Raw genomic sequence first — 15,960 nt, 5'->3', positions numbered from 1 at the left:
GTCTCCCGGTCAGCAGTAGGGCAGGCCCGGGACGGGCTCGTCGTTGCCGCCGCCGGAGAGGTAGATGACGTTGACCCAGACACCGCGGTTGCCGGAGTCGTCGTCGGTCTTGGCGTACCAGAAGTTGTGGTACTGCCCGTCGGACATCTCGGTGCCCCTGGCCTGGCAGTAGAAGTAGTTGTCGCCGGCGTAGAGCGTGCCGACCCGGACGTTGTTCTCGCGGAAGGTGGGGGCGTTCTTCCAGACGTGGCAGTTGTAGGTGCCGTTGCCGTTCGCGGAGCAGCCGCCCGCCGCGTCGGCCGCGGTCGCCGACAGGCCGAGGGTGCCGAGGCCGAGCACGGTCGCCGCACCGGCCAGGGCCAGCCTGCGCACACCGAACATGGGAATCTCCTTCTGGTGATGGGGTGTTGACGCCTTGCCGGAGCCCGCAGACGGCCCGGACCGGCGTAGGACCAGAGAACCACCACGGCCCGCGGCCAGGTACCTGACATCCGTCAGGGCGTGTCACCGGCGGATGCTGGACCGGCGCGGAGCGCGGCCCCCGATGCTGCTGGGCACCGCGATCGGCGCCGCGGGTCTCGCCCTGTGGGCCGGGAAGATCACCGACCGCTCGCTGAACGCCCAGTGGCCCTACATCGTGCTGTCCGGCGCCGGTATCGGGCTGCTGCTCACCCCGGCGTCCACCGACGCCGTCAACCGGGCCATCGGCCGCTCGTACGGCGAGGTCACCGGGATCACCCAGACCATCCGCGACTACTCGGCCAGCGTCGGCCTCGCCGTCCTGCTGCACACCACCGCCCACCGGGTCCAGCAGACCCTGGAGCAGCACGGGCTCCCGGCCGGCCAGGCCCGGACGACCGCCGAGCGGATCGCCCAGAGCATCACCGGCCACGGCGGCGGCAGCGGCGCGCCCGGCGTCGACAGCCCGTGCTCGGCCAGATCCGGACGGACTTCGCCGAGGCCGACCAGCGGGTGTTCTACGGCATGGCCGCCGCCCTGGCGGTCGCCTTCCTCTGCGCGCTGCGCCACCCCGGCACCCGGGTCACCGCCGCCCCCGCGCCCGCGGACCGGGCATCGGCCGCCGCACCCTGACCGGTCGTCCGACCGGCCGGTCAGGGCGCCGGATCCGCCGAAGGCGCTGGACATGCCGAATCGGATGCCCTGCGGGATGCTGATGATCACACCGCTGTGCGGTGGCACGGACGACGGACCGGAGGCCCTCATGTTCCAACTTCTCTGGATTCTGCTGATCGGATTCGTCCTCGGCGTGCTGGCCAAGCTCATCCTGCGCGGGCCGCAGTCCATCCCGTGGTGGCTGACGATGCTGCTCGGCGCGCTCGGCGCGCTGGTCGGCAACCTCGTGGCTGGCTGGATCGGGGTCGCACACACCTCGGGCATCGACTGGATCCGCCACCTGTTGCAGATCGGCTTCGCCGTCCTGTTCGTCGCCCTGGTGGCACCGGCCTGGGGGCGCCGAGGCACCACCCGCTGACCGGCCGGCCCCGGCAGGCGGCCCCCCGCGCCCAGGCGCGCGGCGGGGCCGCTCCCCGTGGACGGCCCCTCGACCGGGCCCCGCGGACACCCGGTCACCTTCCTCCGATACCGTGCGCCGGAACCGGGACCCACCACGGGCCCGGGCGCGGCGTCGGCGAGGAGTGACCATGCGGACCGGGACCCCGGCGGACACCGGTGGGCTGGAGCGGCGGCTCGGCGTGTTCGACGCCGTACTGATCGGTCTCGGATCGATGATCGGCGCGGGCATCTTCGTCGCCCTGGCGCCCGCCGCCGGCGCGGCCGGCTCGGGACTGCTGCCCGCCCTGGCGGTCGCGGCCGCCGTCGCCTACTGCAACGCCACCTCCTCGGCCCGGCTCGCCGCCCGCCACCCGGCCTCCGGCGGGACCTACGTCTACGGCCGCGAACGCCTCGGCGCCTTCTGGGGCCACCTCGCGGGCTGGGGCTTCGTGGCCGGCAAGACCGCCTCCTGCGCGGCGATGGCGCTGACCGTGGGTACCTACCTCTGGCCCGCGCAGGCCCACGCCGTGGCCGTCGCCGCCGTGGCCGCCCTGACGGCCGTCAACTACGCGGGAGTGCAGAAGTCCGCCTGGCTGACCAGGACGATCGTGGCCGTCGTCCTCACCGTGCTCGCCGCGACCGTCACCGTCTGCCTGGCCGGCGGCGCGGACGGGCGGGCCCTGCCGGCCGTCGGGTCCGGTACCGGTGCCGGCGGGGTGCTGCAGGCCGCGGGGCTGCTCTTCTTCGCCTTCGCCGGGTACGCGCGGATCGCCACGCTGGGCGAGGAGGTCCGCGATCCGGCCCGCACAATCCCCCGGGCGATACCGCTGGCCCTGGCCATCACCCTGGCGGTGTACGCGGCCGTCGCGGTGGCCGTGCTCGCGGCGCTGGGGCCGGACCGCCTCGCGCAGAGCACCGCGCCACTGGTGGAGGCGGTCCGCGCGGCCGGGGCGCCGGCCCTCGCCCCGGTCGTGCGGGCCGGTGCCGCGGTGGCCGCGCTCGGCTCGCTGCTCGCGCTGATCCTGGGCGTCTCCCGGACCACCCTGGCGATGGCCCGCGACCGGCACCTGCCGCACGCGCTGGCGGCCGTCCATCCGCGGTTCCACGTCCCGCACCGCGCCGAGCTCGCGGTCGGGGCGGTGGTCGCGGCCGTCGCGGGCACCGCCGACGTCCGCGGGGCGATCGGATTCTCGTCCTTCGGTGTGCTGGTCTACTACGCGATCGCCAACGCCGCCGCCTGGACGCTGACGCCCGGGGAGAACCGACCGCCGCGGGTCGTCCCGGTCCTCGGCGCGGCCGGCTGCCTGGTGCTGGCCTGCACCCTCCCGGCGGCCTCGGTGGCGGTCGGGGCGGCGGTCCTCGCGCTGGGCGCGGCCTCGTACGGCCTGCGGCGGGCGGCCGGACGGGCCTGACGGGTCGGCGGCCGGGGTGGCGCCGGGCCGACGGCTCCGCCGTCCGGTCAGTGCCGGGGCGTGGTCAGCCGGGGGACGTCCGGCGTCGTCAGGACGTCCTCGGCGTCCGATCGCTCACGCGCCCAACGGACGATGCCCGGGAGGTCCACGCCGTACGGGCGTGTCTCCCCGTACGGGGCCAGGCCACCGGCCGCCCGGGACAGCAGCGCCCGGGCGCCCGCCGGGTTGCCGCGGGCGGCGTGGGTCAGGCCGACGGCGAACTGGGCGAGGCCCCGCCACAGGGCCCGTTCGGCGTCCGGGCCGGACTTCCAGCGGTCCTCCAGCACCTCGTGGGCGTGGAAGGGCCGGCCCGCGTCGAGCAGCCGCTGCGCCTCCACCAAGGTCTGCTCGGCGGAGCGGACCACCCCCTCGGGCTGCCGTATCACGCCCTGGCGCCCGTACGGCAGGGGGCGCCCGAGTCCGTCCCTGGGCCGCCCGTTGCGGGCTCGGCCGGCGGCGTCCCGGTCACGGCCGCCGCGGCTCGGCGGCCGGTCCGCGGGCACGGCCCCGCAGTGCTCGCAGGGTCCCGGGCCGGGCCGCTCGCGCAGTCGGCCGCACGCGGCGCAGACCTGCTCCAGCCAGCAGACCGGGTCGCCGCCCTCCTGCACCGATTCGCTCATACGACGATTGTCGCGCGTCCGGGTGCGCAGGTCAGCACCTGTCAGGTCTCCATGCTCCGGACGGTCCGCGGAACGCACACGTACACCCGCTCGGACGCCCGGTCGGCCACCGTACGCAGCTCCACCACGGGGCAGCCCCGGCGCGGCTCCAGACGGTAACGCACGGCGTAGTTCTCGGCGGGGCGGTGGCGGTCCGGGGCGGGCGCGCCGGGCGGTGCCGCCCGGTCGACGGCGCCGGCCGCCCTCGGCGCGGGCCCGTCCCCGGTGGACGGCGCGGCGGGCGACCCGGCCGGCGACGGGACGAACGGCAGCGCGGTCGGCAGCAGGGTGAGGACGACGGCGGCGGTGGCCGCGGCCGGGGCGGTTCGGTGCGACAACGTGGTGGTCCCTCGGAACGGTCGACGACGACGGTGGGTGATCTCGCGAGGGCCGCGGGTCCGGCCCGGAAGGACGACGGTGGCGACCGAAGGGGCGGCCGTCGGGCCCCGAGGGGGCGGCGGCCGGGCCGCCGTGGTCGGGGCCCGGCGCCGAAGGAGGTGCCGCGCAGGGGCGCCGACCACGCCCCGGGGGTAGGTCGGCGGGCGCGGCGGCCCTGCGCGGCGGTCTCCATTGAAAGGGCCCCGGGCCCGGGAACCGGCCGGTCGGCGGGTTCGCCGCCCATCCGTACACCGGGGCCTGCCCGCCCGCCCGGTCCTCGCCCGGCGAGGGGCGCGGCCGGGTCAGATCACGCCCGCCCGCAGGGCGTACGCGACGGTGTGGGCCCGGTTGTGCAGGTTCAGCCGGCTCATGGCGCCGTGGATGATGTTCTTGATGGTGCGTTCGGAGTAGTTCAGCCGCTCGGCGATGGTGGCCGTCTCCAGCCCCTCGGCGATCAGCCGGATCACCTCCACCTCCCGGCTCTCCAGGGGGGAGGTGGTCAGCCCGTTCGGCGCGAGTACGTCGAGCTGGATCGCCCTGACCCACTCGACCAGCCAGGCCACCGCGTGGCCGGGCATCTCGGCGTGGCCGTCCCGGGCCCCGAGCACGGCGCGCAGCAACCGCTCGGGGGTCGCCTCGCGGCGGTGGATCACGCTCGTCACACCGGAGTTGACGGCCCGCATCAGGTGCTGCTCGCGGACCACGTCGCCGACGATCACCATCCGCATCTCCGCGTTCTCGGACTCCCGGGCCGTCTTCTCCAGGCAGCCGAGGGTCTCCTCGGTCACCTCGCCGGTGAGCAGCAGCAGGACGTCGGCCTCGGCTCTGCGGGTCGCCGGCAGCAGGTTCACCGCGGGGCTCGGCCGGAGCATGGCCGCGACACCGGCACTCGAGAGGGGGTCGCCGGAGAGGACGGCGACGGAGACGGGGTTCAAGGGTTTCTCCTGCTTTCGGCGACAGAGCGGGAGGCACCGCGCCGATGGGGCGGCGCGGGCTCCCGGACCGTGCGGGCCGGCGGCCGTGCGCTCGCGCACGGACCGGCCGGGTCCGTGCGGACGTCGGGTGGGTCGGCCCAGCGTCAGGTCCACCCGGGGCCGGTGGCCGGCCGGGTGCGGACCTGCTGTCCGACGCGCCCGGCGCATGGTCCGGCCGGGCACCTCCACGCTAGGGAACGCGTCCACCGAAGGCATTACGGTGGGGACCGAAAGATCGCTCCGCCGCACGGCCCCGCAGGCCGGCGGCGGTTCAGCCGCCGGCCGGCCGCGCCGCCGGTACCGGGGCAGGGGTGATCCGGGCCAGGTCCGCGACGAGCGCGCGGAGCCAGGCGTCGGTGTCGAACAGCGAGGGCAGCGCGGCGGGCGGGACGGCGCCGTCGCCGAGGCCCGGCGGCAGGCCGGGGCCGGCGGGGTCGGCCGGGGCGCGGCGGGCCCGGCGGCGGCGCCGAGCGCTTCGCCGGCCCGCAGGTACCGGTGGGCCACCCGGTCGCCGCGCCGGACCAGCCAGGCACCCGCGTCGGAGCGCGGCGGCTGCCCGCCGGACAGTTCGTGCCGGTCCAGCAGCCGCCGCGAGCCGCGCAGGGCGTGGTGGCCGGCGATCAGGGCCGCCTGCCAGTCCGTGGCGCTCGGCGCGGCGCCGGGCGGCTCGCTCTGGTACTGCGTGTAGGTCGACTCCGCCATGATCAGGGCGTGCAGCAGCGCGGGGTTGCCGTCCTCGGGCTGCCGCCGTCCGACCGCCACCGCCGCCGTGGTCGAGGTGACCGTCCCGGCGACGGTGCGCAGCAGCACGGCGACGTCCCGGCGCAGCTCGTCGTGGGCGCCGCGCGGCCAGGCCAGCACCCCGATCGCCAGACCGATCAGGCTGCCCACCAGGACGTCCAGCACCCGGGCCTCGGCCAGCCGCCAGCCCGCGGGCGCGAGTTGGGCGAACACCATGGAGACCACCAGGGTGAACAGGCCCTGCGCCCAGCCGAGGCCGAGCACCGGCCCGAGGCAGAAGGCCGCCAGCATGACCACGGGCAGGGCCATCGCGTAGACGTCGGTGCGGTGGCCGACGGCCACCAGGAGCAGGGCGGCTGTCGCGGCTCCGAGCAGCGTCCCGGTCAGGGCCCGGCGGACGCCGTCGCGGGTCTGTACGGCGGTGGTCCGGGTCAGGGTGAGGGCGGCCAGCATGGCCCAGAAACCGTGCGGGAGGGACGCCACCCCGGCCACCGTCCGGGCGGCGGCCAGGCCGAGGCTGATCCGTACGGCGTTCTGGAAGTGGACGGAGTGCGGGCTGAGGTTGCCGGCCACCCGCTTCCACCAGAGCACCGCGGCGGGCCTCCCGGCGTACCAGAACGCTCCCCCGGGGGCCGCGGGCGGCGCCTGGCGGCCGCGGATGGCCACGTCGACGGCGCGCAGCGTGAACAGGGCGGCGTCGGCGACCTCCAGCAGTGCCGCCTGCCGGCCCAGTGCACCCGTCAGGCCGTCCTCGGCGGTGGCGGCCCAGGCCGCGCGGCGGTGCCGGAAGTGCTCCAGCGCCGCTTCCAGGGCGGTGGCCGGGGCGGGCAGCCAGGACCGCAGGGCGCTCGCGGCGAGGCCGGCCGCCGCGGCCACCGCACCGAGCAGTTCCGTCCCGGGGTCGGTGGCGGCGGGCCGGTGCCCGACGGCCTCGGGAAGGTCCCGCAGCCTGGCCAGCAGGACGCGGGCGCCGCCGCCCGCGTCGGCCAGCGCGCGGGCCTTGACCCCCGGTCCGGCCTGCCGTTCGACGAGCGGTACCCGGGACGGGCGCAGCGCTCCGCCCGCCGTCTCGGCGGCCGCCCGGGAGCCGGTGGACAGCGCCCACGGTGCGGCCGACAGCTCGCCGGCGCAGCGCTGCGCGCACGTCGCCGCCTCGATGGCGAGGTCGCGGTAGGAGCGGCCCGGCGGGTCGGGCAGCAGGAAGGCCTCGGCGGCGATCAGCAGGAGGACGCCCAGGGTGACGCCGCCGAGGCGTTCACCGAGGGTCTGCGGCTCGTACGGCGGGAAGCACGGCAGGATGTAGAGCAGTTGCAGGCCCGGCGCGGCCCCGGCGATCCGCGGGCCCGCCACGGCTGCGAAGGCCAGGACGAAGCCGATCACCAGGGTGCCCAGTACGGCGGTCCAGGTCCGGACCGCGAGCAGGGTGCCGACGGTCACCAGGACCCAGCCGGCGGGCAGCACCCGCCACAGCACGGCGGCACGCTGGCGACCGGTGCCGGGGATCCGGGAGAGGCCCGCCAGCGCCACCGCCGCGAACAGCGCGTAGGTGCCGGTCACCGGCTGTCCGAGGCCGTAGAGGCAGAGGTAGAAGCCGGCGCAGGCGGCCACCGTCAGGCGCACGGCCCGCCGGGCCGCCTCGGGGGCCGTGCCGGTACCGGTGCGGAGGAACGCGACGGACCGTCGCAGGGCCCGCGCGACGGGCCCGCCGGTGTCCGGATCGCTGGTCATGGACCGTCCCTGCCTGTCCGTTCGGCCGTCCTTCCCCAGGATCGCACCGGGTCCCGGTCGCCGCGCCCGCCGGCCCGTGGCCCCGGCCTCTGGACGGGAGACCCGCTCAGCGGGAACAGTGTCCCTGCTCGCCGGTGTCCGGCGATCCCCGACCTGGCGGAGGCGGCATGACCATCCATCACCTCGACTGCGCCGGCATGTGCCCGGCCGGCGGCCGTCTGCTGCTGGGCAGCGGCGGGCTGCTGACCGGACGGATCGTGGGCCACTGCCTGCTGATCGAGACCGCCGGCGGCCTGGTCCTGGTCGACACCGGGCTCGGCACCGGAGACGTGGCGGACCCGCGCCGCCTCGGGCGGGCCTTCCGGCTCACCATGCGGCCGCAGCTCTCGCTCGCCCGGACTGCCCTGCACCAGGTGCGGGCGCTCGGGTACAGCCCGCTGGACGTCCGGCACATCGTGCTCAGCCATCTGGACCTCGACCACGCCGGCGGGCTCGGCGACTTCCCGCACGCCCGGGTGCACGTGCTGGCCGACGAGCTGCGGGCCGCCCGGGCCCGGGCCACCCGCAACGAGCAGGACCGCTACCGTCCCGCGCAGTGGGCGCACAACCCGCTCTGGGTCGAGCACGAGGCCACCGGGGACCCCTGGTTCGGCTTCGAGGCGGCCCGCCCGGTGGCGGACGACGTCCCGGAGGTGCTGCTCGTCCCGCTGCGGGGGCACACCCGCGGGCACAGCGGCATCGCCGTACGCGACGGCGACGGCTGGCTGCTGCACTGCGGCGACGCGTACTTCTCGCACACCGAGGTGGACCTCGCCACGCCGCGCTGCCCGCCCGGTCTGGCCGCGTTCCAGCGCCTGGTCTCCCGGGACGACCGGGCCCGGCTGCACAACCAGGAGCGGCTGCGCGAGCTGCGGCGCGAGCAGGGTTCGGCGGTCCGGCTGTTCTCGGCGCACGACCCGTTCGAGTTCGACCGGCTGCGGGCCCTGGTCCCGTCCGCCGGCTGAGCTACCGTGGGGGCCGGGCCGCACCCGCCGGGTCCCCGGCCGGGGCCGTCCGTGCGGGTCGCCCGGCACCCCGCCCACAGCAAGGCCCGCCATGCTCGAACTCCGCCACCTGCACGTGCTGCGGGCGATCGCCCGCGAGGGCTCGCTCGCCGCGGCCGCCCGTGCGCTGCGGCACAGCCAGCCCACCGTCACGCACCACCTCGGCACCCTGGAGGCGCACTTCCGGACCAGGCTGGTGGAGCGCGGCCCGCGCGGCGCGGTGCTCACCGAGGCCGGGGAGGTGCTGCTGGTGCACGCCGAAGCCGTGCTGGCCCGGATCGGGCTGGCCGAGCAGGAGGTCCGGGGCCTGGTCGAGCAGGGCGCGGTCGCGCTGCGGGTCGGTACCTTCCCGACCGCGGGGGCGCTGCTGCTGCCGCCGGCCGTCCGGCAGGTGCACGGCCACGGGGTGCAGGTGTCGCTCACCGAGGGCGAGCTGCCCGATCTGCTGGCCGGCCTGCGCAACCGGGAGCTGCACCTGTCGCTGGTGTTCTCGCAGCCCGGCGACCGGCTCGGGCTGGACGAGGACTTCGCGGTCCACCCGCTGCTGGAGGACCCGCTGCTGCTCGTGCTGCCCGCCGGGCACCCGCAGGCCGGGGTGGAACGCGTCCCGCTGGCCGCGCTGCGCGGTGAGGGCTGGATCGTCGGCACCACCGACGCCGACCCGTGCGACCGGCTGCTCAGCCGGGCCTGCGCGCGGGAGGGGTTCGAGCCGGTGCACGCGCTGCGCACCGACGACTACGGCGTGATGCAGGGCTTCGTCGCGGCCGGGATCGGGGTGGCGCTGGTCCCGCGGCTCGGCCTCGGCCGGCCCCGGGAGGACATCGTGGTGCGGGAGCTGGAGGGCCTGGTGCTGGCCCGTCAGATCGGTGTCGCGATGCCCAGGTCGGGGGTGTCGCCGGCCGCGCTGAGCCTGCTGGCCGCGCTGCGCCGGCAGGCCCGGGTGCTGGCCGGCCCGGCCTGACCGGCCTGCCGCCGGTCTACTCGTCGACGACCCGCAGGGTGGTGACGGCGAGGTCGGCCGCGCCCCGGACGTGGCCGCCCGGGGTGGCGGCGGTGCGCCGGAAGAAGTCGACCAGCTCACGGGTGATCACCTCGCCCGGGAGGATGTTCGGGATGCCCGGCGGGTAGGCGGACAGGGTGTCGGCGGACACCCGGCCGACCGCCTGCTCGGCGGGGACGGCCGTGCCCGGGGCGAGGAACGCCTCGCGCGCCGTCAGCCGGACCGGGCCCGGGGCGGGCAGCCGGATCCGGGCCGGGGCGGCCTCCCCGGCCAGCGGTGCGGGCAGCGCGTGCAGGGCCTCGGCGAAGCGCACCGGGTCCGGGGCCGCCCCGGCGCCGACCACCGCGACGATCGCCGAGTCCGTGGCGACCTCGACCATGATCCGATGCTCGTTCATCAGGCGCCGCCTGGCCTCGTGGCCGCCGATGCCGCCGACCCGGGTGTCGATCGGCACGCGCAGCGGATCGGCGGCCGCGATGTCGGGGAAGCGTCCGAAGCCGTCGCTGACGACGGCGAAGCGGCCCGCCGCGCGGACGGCCGCCCGCATCGCGTCGGCGGCGTCGAGGGAGACGGCGATGGCCTCCTTCCCGGTCACCAGGGTGCGGCGGGCGAGGTCGAGCGAGGCCAGCAGCAGGGCGCTCGCGCTGGTGGACTGGGTGAGGTGGAAGACCCGCTGGAGGTGGGGTTCCAGGACGTCCGCGTACGGCCCCTCGCCCAGGTGCAGCATCGCCGACTGGGTCAGGCTGCCGCCCAGCTTGTGGGTGCTGGAGACCACCAGGTCGGCGCCGTGGGCGAGGGCGCTGCCGGGCAGGTCCGGGTGGAAGCCGAAGTGCGACCCCCAGGCCTCGTCCACGATCAGTGGCACGCCGGCCCCGTGCGCGGCCTCCGCCAGGGCCCGGACGTCCGCCACCGCGCCGAAGTAGCTCGGCGTCACCACGTACGCGGCCGCCGCGCCGGGGTTCGCCGCCAGTGCCTCGGCGAGAGCGGCCGCGGTGACGCCGTGCGCGATCCCGAGGTCCAGGTCCAGCGAGGGGTGGACGAAGGCGGCCCGCAGGCCGGACAGCACCAGCCCGTCGATCACGCTGGAGTGCACGCTGCGCTGCACCACCAGGGTGTCGCCGAGGGCCCGCGCGGCCAGGACGGCGATGCGGTTGCCCTGGGAGGCGCCGTTGGTCAGGAACCAGGTACGGCGCGCCCCCCAGGCCTCGGCGGCGAGGCCGAGCGCCCGGTCGAGCGGGCTGTCGGCGCCCAGGTCGATCCCCTCCAGCAGCGGCGGGACGTCGAGCCGCAGCGGGGCGTCGCCGAGCAGCCCGGACAGGTCGGTGAACTGCCGGGCGCCGGCCGCGTGGCCGGGGACGTTGAGGCGCAGCCAGTCGTGGGCGGTGGTGCGCACGACGGCGTCCGCGTAGGGGGCTGCGTGCTGCGGGGGTACGGGAGCGGTGCGGGAGGATCTCACCCGTCGAGACTGGCACCGGCCGCGGTGGAGCGGAATGCCGCTGTTCTCTGGTGGGGTCCAGGTTTCTTCTATGGCTCGCGGGCGGGGGCCGGTCCGGATCGCCGCCGCGGCGCACCGTCCCGGTCCTCGCAACGCCTCCTGTCGTGACGGCCGCCGCCTCGATGCCGGGGCCCCGGTCGTGCCTCCGGGGCGATCCGCACCATACTGGGAGGTATGGCGCAGAACACCACTCCGCCGCACGGCCCGTCGACCCTCACGGTCAAGGGCCGGAACGTGCGGCTTCGCACGATCGGGGTATCCGTCCTCGCGGTGCTCGCGATCTGGTTCATCGCGGCCAACACCGGGTCGGTGTCGGTCAAGCTGTGGATCCCCACCGTCACTCTGCCCCTGTGGGTGGTCCTGACCGTGACTCTGCTGGTCGGCGTGGTGATCGGGTGGCTCCTCGCCCGCCGCCGCGCGCGACCACCGGTCGCCCGCTGACGGGCCGGCCGGGTGGCCGGGGGTCAGTAGCGCTGGGCCTGGGCGACCCTCGGGACGAGCGCCGCGTCCGGCGACTTCCTGCTGAACGCGATCGGGGTGGCCGTCGCACCGGCCGCCAGGTTCTCCGTGCCCACCACGGTGCTGTCGACCACGGCGCCCGAGGTGTCCAGGAACTCGACCCTCACCGCGTACGACGCCGTGCCGCCACTGCTGTTGACGATCGTGACCGTCGCGGCGTTCAGGTTGCCGGAGGTGGCCCGGGGCACCCCGGTGATCGTCACATCGGAGATGGCGTTGCCCTGGCCTGTCGCGGACTGCAGCGCCGCCTCGGCGGCCGCCCTGCTGCGGGACAGCTCCGCGGAGACCGAGGCCTCGAAGGACGCGGCGGCCGAGGACAGCGAGGACGCGGCGGCCGACACCGAGGCCTTGGCCGAGGAGGCGAGCGAGGACAGCGCGGACGGCGGTGACCCCGAGAACCCGCTGGGCACCGGCGAGAAGCTGGACGCGCCCGTCGAGGAGCCGCCTGACCCGCCGTAGGAGCTGGAGCAGGCGGCGACCGCCGTCAGTCCCGCCACCGCCACCGCCAGGCCCGTCAGCAGCCGACGCGGCCCGGGCCCGGTCGGCGCGGGTCGCGCGTGATGTCTGGTCAAGGATCCCCTCCACAGTCCACGGCCGGGCACCGGTGCCGGACCTCCGGCTGTTCACACTGGCGCAGCCGCCCAGGCGCCCGCGAGCCGTCTGGCCCGTTCGGCCGTGCACTCTCACCCTCGGCCCGTACCGGGGCCGCCCGGTCGGGGTTGCCTCCTGCCCCGTTCGGAGTAGCGTGGCAGGTGAGCGGAGAGACGGAGTGTTCAAGTCCTCCCAGCTCCACCACTCGGGGCTGTAGCTCAATGCAGAGCGCCCCGCTCACCCGACCTCCCCCGAGGGCCGGTGCCCGTCACCGGCCCTCTCCGCATGCCCGGGCCCGCCGCGGACCGTGCGGGGCGCGGACGGGCGCGTGTGCCGGGCGCGGCCGGGTAGAGGCAGGGCATGGGATTTCTTCGCAGACCGTCAGAGCCCGATCCGGCCGACCGGCCGGCCGGCGACGTCGCGGGCGAGCTGAGCCCGGCGGAGGCGGCTGACGAGCTCGCCGCGCTCGCCCGGGAGATGGAGGAAGGCTCGGCCGCCTCCCGCAGACGCGGCACACGGCGGACGGCGACGCTGGTGCGCGCCACCACCAGGGCGCTGGGGCGGGGCGGTACGGCGGCGGCCAGGGGCGGTACGGCGGCAGCGAAGGGAGCCGGCTACGGCAGCCGTGCGCTGGCCGACCGGCTGCTGCAGCTGGCGCCGCGGATCCCGGTCCGTGACCTGGCGACGCTGCGTGCGCAGCATCCGGGCGCGCGCGACCCGGAGGAGCTGGCCGACCTCCTGGTCGCCGGTGCGCTGCGGGCGTCGAGTGCGGTGGGGGCGAGCATCGGGGCGGCCGCGATGCTGCCCGTCCCGCTGGCGATGCCGCTGGAGATCGCCGCGGAGACGCTGGTGGTGGCCGCGGTGGAGGTCAAGCTGATCGCCGAGTTGCACCAGGTCTACGGCCTGCCGGCGACCGGCGGCACCGCCCAGCGGGGGGTCGCGTACGTCAGCGCCTGGGCGGACCGGCGGGGCATCGACGGTTCGGCGCCGGCCCGGCCCGCGGGGCTGGTCGCCCTGGCGGGGCTGGCCGTCGGTTCCGAGGTCCGGCAGAAGGTCACCAAGCGGATCACCCGCAGCACCCTGCGCAAACTGCCGTCGCTCGCACCGATGCTGGTCGGTGCCGGGGTCGGGGCGACGCTGAACCGCCGGGAGACCGGGAGGCTCGCCTCGCGTGTCCGGGCGGACCTGCGGGGGCGGACGGTGCCCGACGCGGGCTACTGGACGGCGGCGGAGCGGCCGGCCCGCCCGCTCTCCTGACCCCGGGCGCTCCCGACCCCCGCCGTTCTGCGGGTCCCGGGCACCCGTCCGCCCGGTGTATACCGGAGGCAGCGGACGGGTGGTCAGGTCCGGTGACGGGCTGCGGGATCCGCCCGGCCGCCCACCGGACCGACCCCGGTCGCCGGTGTGGCCGACACCTCATCCATGATCATTGACGGGCCTCCGAACCGGAGCCGCCTTCGGCGAGATGGAGGAGCACACGGATGGACACGGCCTGGCGACCGGGACTCGACGACCCCGACGGGCCGCCCGCCTGGCAGGACATGACTCCAGGTCAGCCCGGTGCGGACACCGATCCGGACGCCGCGCGGTGGTTCGCGACACTGGCCGCCTACGCCCCCGCCCCGGCCTTCGTCCGGGACGGTGAAGGGCGCTACCTCTGGGTGAACGCCGCCTACGCGCACCTCTACGACACGGAGCCGGGCGAGATCGCCGGCCGTCGGGTGGAGGAGGTCGATCCGCCCCAGGACGCGGCCGTGTTCCGGGCCCTGGACCGCGACGTACTGACGGCCCGTCGGCCGGTCCGGCACAGTCTGGCGTTCGTCCACCCGGACGGCACCCCGGGCCAGGTGGTCGGTCACCGGTTCGTCCTGGAGAGCAGCAACGGCCCCTGTGTCGGCGGTATCTACTCCGACGTCACCGGGCACACCAGGACGCTGGAGGAGAAGGCGGCCGTCGACGAGGAGATGTACGCCCTGCGGGAGCGGACCGGCCTCGCGGTGGTGACCGTCGGCCCGGACGGCCGGGTCGAGCGGGCCAGCGGTGGCGCCGCGGAGCTCCTGGGTTCCAGTCGCGGCGTGCTGGAGGGATCGGCGGCGGTCGACCACCTGGACGGGGAGGCCGACCTCCGGTCCCTGGCCCGCTCGTGGGCGGATCTGGTGAACGGCAGGACCTCGCGGTGCAGCGAGGTCCTGCGGTTACGGGTGGTGGGCGGCGGCGGCCGGCTGCTGCGGGCGGACCTGGCCGCCGTCAGGTCCGGCGGCGCGACCGAACGGGTGCTGGCGGTGCTGACCCCGCTGGGTGCGCCGACCCCGGAGCGGACCAGGGTGAGCCCGCTGCAGCTGCGGGTCCTGACCCTGATGGCCGGCGGTCAGCCGAACAGCGGCATGGCCTCCCGGCTGGGGCTCTCCCGCCAGGCGCTGGACTACCACCTGCGCCGGCTGCGCGAACTGCTGCACGCGGCCTCCCGCCCGGAGATGGTGGCCCGCGCCTACGCGCTCGGGATCCTGGACGCGACCAAGTGGCCGCCGCGGGCGACCGCGGGCGTCTTTCACGGCTGATCCGCCGTCACCGCCGGTCGGCCGTGCGAGCGGACCAGGCGCAGCACGACGGCGACACCGCCGAGCAGGACGCAGGTGCCGATCGCGGAGTGCACCAGCAGGGCGTCCAGCCGGTCGGCCGCGAGGTAGGCGCCGACGGCCAGCGCCACCAGGGCGCACACACCGCGGTCGATGATCGACTCCAGCGACAGCAGGGTCGCCCGGTACGGGGTCGGCGGGATGGCCGCGTTGATCAGGTTGCGCTGGACGGGATAGGCCAGTCCGGTCGCGGCCGCGAACAGGCACAGCCAGCCGATCGTCACCACGGCGCCCGACAGCGAGGTGGCGGCCAGGGACACCGCCATGACGACGCTCAGCACCGTCACCGCGGCCGTGTCCGACAGCCGGGCGCGGATCCAGCCGGGACGGGCCGAGCCGATCGCCTCGGCCACGGTCATCGCGGACAGGACGGCGCCGTGGTCGGCGACCGGCACGGCCTTGGCGAGCAGCAGCGGCTGGAAGAGGTTGACCTGGCAGATCCGGGCCAGCGTGAAGATCGCCACGCCCTGCACCATCAGCGGACCGAGCGCCTTGGAGGTGCGCAGCACCGAGAGCGCGTGCCGGGCGGAGTCGAGGAACCCGGCTCCGCCCGCCTCCGGCCGCCGGGCACCGGGCCGGACGGCGTCCCCGTCCGGCGCCGCCAGGGCGGGCAGGGCGGTGGCGCAGGCCAGCGAGCCGAGGGTGCAGACCGCGGTGAGCAGGTACGGGGCCTGGTGCTGAAGGCCCATCAGGACGCCCACCAGCGGCCAGCAGGCGATCTTCGCCCACAGGCCGAGCGCCCTGGCGGTGCCCTCCGCCTGGACGTAGTGGTCACCGGCGCCGTTGGCGTGCAGGTACTCGTAGAGGTACGCGCTGGAGGCGCCGGAGACCAGCGAGCGGGCCGCGGCGATCGCCAGGAAGTGCAGCAGGAAGCCGGCGGCCGAGGGCCAGGCGACCGGCAGCAGGTTGGCGACCGTCATGACGGCGGCCCCGAGCTGGAGGCAGGTGCGCTGGCCGATCCGGTCGGCGATGAAGCCGGTGGGGATCTCCAGCAGGCAGAACGCCACGTAGTAGACGCTCTGGATGCCGAAGATCTGACCGTCCGTCAGGCCGGCCTGGCGCTGGTACTCGTAGAAGACCGGCATCCACCACAGCAGGTTGAACAGCAGTTGGAAGCCGTTGTTCAGGCGGACGACGCGACGGACCGCCGGCGGTGCGGACACCGACCGCCTCGGGCGGGTGAGCAGGGACGGGGACATGGTTCCTTCGTCGGGGAGGAGGGTGCGGCGGGCG

General features: G+C 76.1%; 14 protein-coding genes and 1 pseudogene. 8 read left to right on the top strand and 7 right to left on the bottom strand.

Features of this window, described 5'->3' with window-relative positions; genetic code table 11:
- Positions 1-9 precede the first annotated feature (9 nt).
- Positions 10-381 (bottom strand): hypothetical protein, encoded by a 372-nt coding sequence (locus OG871_RS34290; RefSeq protein WP_371502165.1) that lies wholly within the window; start codon positions 379-381, stop codon positions 10-12.
- A 130-nt stretch (positions 382-511) separates the two neighbouring features.
- Here OG871_RS34290 and OG871_RS34285 point away from each other — a divergent pair.
- From OG871_RS34285 to OG871_RS34275, 3 genes and pseudogenes are all read left to right on the top strand, one after another.
- Positions 512-1,092, top strand: a pseudogene (locus OG871_RS34285) (MFS transporter); the annotation flags it as partial.
- A gap of 52 nt (positions 1,093-1,144) precedes the next feature.
- Positions 1,145-1,492 carry a GlsB/YeaQ/YmgE family stress response membrane protein gene (locus tag OG871_RS34280; RefSeq protein ID WP_371502164.1) on the top strand — a complete coding sequence of 116 codons (348 nt, stop codon included), beginning with the start codon at positions 1,145-1,147 and terminating at the stop codon, positions 1,490-1,492.
- Between the two features lie 169 nt (positions 1,493-1,661).
- Positions 1,662-2,924: an APC family permease gene (locus tag OG871_RS34275; RefSeq protein WP_371502163.1), complete on the top strand. Its 1,263-nt coding sequence runs from the start codon at positions 1,662-1,664 to the stop codon at positions 2,922-2,924.
- Between the two features lie 47 nt (positions 2,925-2,971).
- On the opposite strand, the gene OG871_RS34270 is transcribed toward OG871_RS34275, so the two are convergent.
- From OG871_RS34270 to OG871_RS34260, 3 genes are all read right to left on the bottom strand, one after another.
- Positions 2,972-3,466: a DUF309 domain-containing protein gene (locus OG871_RS34270; protein WP_371503496.1), complete on the bottom strand. Its 495-nt coding sequence runs from the start codon at positions 3,464-3,466 to the stop codon at positions 2,972-2,974.
- Positions 3,467-3,624: 158 nt separating this feature from the next.
- Positions 3,625-3,960, bottom strand: coding sequence for a hypothetical protein (locus OG871_RS34265; protein ID WP_371502162.1), 336 nt, complete (start codon positions 3,958-3,960; stop codon positions 3,625-3,627).
- A 342-nt stretch (positions 3,961-4,302) separates the two neighbouring features.
- Positions 4,303-7,443 carry an FUSC family protein gene (locus OG871_RS34260; RefSeq protein WP_371502161.1) on the bottom strand — a complete coding sequence of 1,047 codons (3,141 nt, stop codon included), beginning with the start codon at positions 7,441-7,443 and terminating at the stop codon, positions 4,303-4,305.
- Positions 7,444-7,610: 167 nt separating this feature from the next.
- On the opposite strand from OG871_RS34260, the gene OG871_RS34255 reads away from it, so the two are divergent.
- Entirely contained in the window at positions 7,611-8,447 is an 837-nt protein-coding gene (locus OG871_RS34255; protein ID WP_371502159.1) for an MBL fold metallo-hydrolase, read from the top strand.
- A 91-nt stretch (positions 8,448-8,538) separates the two neighbouring features.
- On the top strand, positions 8,539-9,447 hold the full coding sequence (locus OG871_RS34250; protein WP_371502158.1) for a LysR substrate-binding domain-containing protein: 909 nt from the start codon (positions 8,539-8,541) through the stop codon (positions 9,445-9,447).
- A 16-nt stretch (positions 9,448-9,463) separates the two neighbouring features.
- Here OG871_RS34250 and OG871_RS34245 read toward each other — a convergent pair whose 3' ends face one another.
- Positions 9,464-10,942 (bottom strand): aminotransferase class I/II-fold pyridoxal phosphate-dependent enzyme, encoded by a 1,479-nt coding sequence (locus OG871_RS34245; RefSeq protein WP_371502156.1) that lies wholly within the window; start codon positions 10,940-10,942, stop codon positions 9,464-9,466.
- Positions 10,943-11,155: 213 nt separating this feature from the next.
- Here OG871_RS34245 and OG871_RS34240 point away from each other — a divergent pair, with 213 nt between their 5' ends.
- Complete coding sequence (locus OG871_RS34240) at positions 11,156-11,422, top strand: LapA family protein (RefSeq protein ID WP_371502154.1); 267 nt, start codon at positions 11,156-11,158, stop codon at positions 11,420-11,422.
- A gap of 23 nt (positions 11,423-11,445) precedes the next feature.
- On the opposite strand, the gene OG871_RS34235 is transcribed toward OG871_RS34240, so the two are convergent.
- Positions 11,446-12,072 (bottom strand): hypothetical protein, encoded by a 627-nt coding sequence (locus OG871_RS34235; protein ID WP_371502152.1) that lies wholly within the window; start codon positions 12,070-12,072, stop codon positions 11,446-11,448.
- A 379-nt stretch (positions 12,073-12,451) separates the two neighbouring features.
- Between OG871_RS34235 and OG871_RS34230 the strand changes: the two genes are divergently transcribed.
- Both OG871_RS34230 and OG871_RS34225 read left to right on the top strand, forming a co-directional pair.
- On the top strand, positions 12,452-13,348 hold the full coding sequence (locus OG871_RS34230) for a hypothetical protein (RefSeq protein ID WP_371502150.1): 897 nt from the start codon (positions 12,452-12,454) through the stop codon (positions 13,346-13,348).
- Between the two features lie 224 nt (positions 13,349-13,572).
- The gene (locus OG871_RS34225; RefSeq protein WP_371502148.1) at positions 13,573-14,649 is read left to right on the top strand and encodes a PAS domain-containing protein; all 1,077 of its coding nucleotides are present in this window, start codon (positions 13,573-13,575) and stop codon (positions 14,647-14,649) included.
- Here OG871_RS34225 and OG871_RS34220 read toward each other — a convergent pair.
- Positions 14,640-15,926, bottom strand: coding sequence for an MFS transporter (locus OG871_RS34220; protein ID WP_371502146.1), 1,287 nt, complete (start codon positions 15,924-15,926; stop codon positions 14,640-14,642). The genes OG871_RS34225 and OG871_RS34220 overlap by 10 nt on opposite strands.
- Between the last annotated feature and the right edge of the window lie 34 nt (positions 15,927-15,960).

Source organism: Kitasatospora sp. NBC_00374, assembly GCF_041434935.1.
In the GTDB taxonomy this organism is placed as follows: Bacteria; Actinomycetota; Actinomycetes; order Streptomycetales; family Streptomycetaceae; genus Kitasatospora.
Note: the sequence above shows the minus strand (reverse complement) of the source record. Positions and strands in the feature narration are given on the sequence as shown.

Coding starts and splice junctions, on each gene's coding strand:
- OG871_RS34290 (WP_371502165.1), bottom strand. CDS start 381: ATGTTCGGTGTGCGCAGGCTGGCCCTGGCCGGTGCGGCGACCGTGCTC.
- OG871_RS34280 (WP_371502164.1), top strand. CDS start 1,145: ATGCCGAATCGGATGCCCTGCGGGATGCTGATGATCACACCGCTGTGC.
- OG871_RS34275 (WP_371502163.1), top strand. CDS start 1,662: ATGCGGACCGGGACCCCGGCGGACACCGGTGGGCTGGAGCGGCGGCTC.
- OG871_RS34260 (WP_371502161.1), bottom strand. CDS start 7,443: ATGACCAGCGATCCGGACACCGGCGGGCCCGTCGCGCGGGCCCTGCGA.
- OG871_RS34255 (WP_371502159.1), top strand. CDS start 7,611: ATGACCATCCATCACCTCGACTGCGCCGGCATGTGCCCGGCCGGCGGC.
- OG871_RS34250 (WP_371502158.1), top strand. CDS start 8,539: ATGCTCGAACTCCGCCACCTGCACGTGCTGCGGGCGATCGCCCGCGAG.
- OG871_RS34240 (WP_371502154.1), top strand. CDS start 11,156: ATGGCGCAGAACACCACTCCGCCGCACGGCCCGTCGACCCTCACGGTC.
- OG871_RS34230 (WP_371502150.1), top strand. CDS start 12,452: ATGGGATTTCTTCGCAGACCGTCAGAGCCCGATCCGGCCGACCGGCCG.
- OG871_RS34225 (WP_371502148.1), top strand. CDS start 13,573: ATGGACACGGCCTGGCGACCGGGACTCGACGACCCCGACGGGCCGCCC.
- OG871_RS34220 (WP_371502146.1), bottom strand. CDS start 15,926: ATGTCCCCGTCCCTGCTCACCCGCCCGAGGCGGTCGGTGTCCGCACCG.